Genomic DNA, 918 nt, shown 5'->3' with positions numbered 1-918 from the left:
CAGCGCATGTTTACGGAGGTTTGTTAGCAACGTTAACGGCGTGGTGTGAACAGCATCAGATACCGTATGAGGGGATACCGGTAAGTACGATTAAGAAAGCGACGACGGGGAAGGGGAATGCGTCGAAAGAAGAGATGATAGAGGCAATGTGTATTAAAGGACACAAGCCATGTGATGATAATGAAGCAGATGCTTTAGCGATTTTACATTTAGTTAAAGAAAGGGAGATCTCAAATGATGTCCAATAATAAAGTGGCGTTTGTAAAATTTAGTACAGATCAGTTTTTAAAAGATCTTATGGGATTAAAAGCGACCGAGAAGGCTGTTTATACAACACTTGTGTTGCTAATGAATGATAGGAAAGCGCCTCTTATAAATAATGCGTCTTATTTATCAAGTGGGTGTGGGTGTTCAATAAGGACGTTTCAAAAGACCTTAGAGACTTTAATAAGCACGGATCATATTACGCGTTTAGAGAATGGGTGCTTATGGCATAAGTCACTAGCTTTTGATTATAGCATTAGCAAATTTTCAGAGAGAGCTTCGAAAGCAGCTTTAGCAAGGTGGAGTAAGAAAAGAGAGGAGGCAATACATGTCCAGTAAATTACCATGGACGAGGCTTTTTGCAGACAGATGGCTCCTTACTCTTGGTTTTTTGTCGCCGACCGAGAAATGTATCTATGTCATGTTGCGACTTCTAATGCTCCGTACTGGTGAGCCTATTTTAAAGAACTTAAGGGTATTAGCTTTTTGGGTTGGTTATCCAGTAGAAGAGTTTGAAGCAGCTTTGAATTCCTTGATTGAAGGTGGCTTCATCATACGTTTAGACAATGGTGGGTTGTGGAATTCAGAAGTTGAAAAAGAACTCAACAACGTCACTGAAGAGCTAGATAATTTCACTTGCAATAATATGGAGGT

Annotated in this window: 2 protein-coding genes and 1 pseudogene; all 3 read left to right on the top strand. The window is 39.9% G+C overall.

Features of this window, described 5'->3' with window-relative positions; genetic code table 11:
- A pseudogene (locus ACFIKU_RS09855) lies at positions 1 to 248 on the top strand (hypothetical protein); the annotation flags it as partial.
- On the top strand, positions 238 to 603 hold the full coding sequence (locus tag ACFIKU_RS09850) for a DUF1376 domain-containing protein (protein ID WP_375657401.1): 366 nt from the start codon (positions 238 to 240) through the stop codon (positions 601 to 603). The pseudogene ACFIKU_RS09855 and the gene ACFIKU_RS09850, both read left to right, overlap by 11 nt.
- A partial coding sequence (locus ACFIKU_RS09845; protein WP_375657400.1) for a DUF1376 domain-containing protein occupies positions 593 to 918 on the top strand: 326 nt, incomplete at its 3' end. The genes ACFIKU_RS09850 and ACFIKU_RS09845, both read left to right, overlap by 11 nt.

Source organism: Bartonella sp. CM120XJJH (assembly GCF_042194715.1).
Taxonomy (GTDB): Bacteria; Pseudomonadota; Alphaproteobacteria; order Rhizobiales; family Rhizobiaceae; genus Bartonella.
This window is presented reverse-complemented; position numbering and strand designations above follow the sequence as displayed.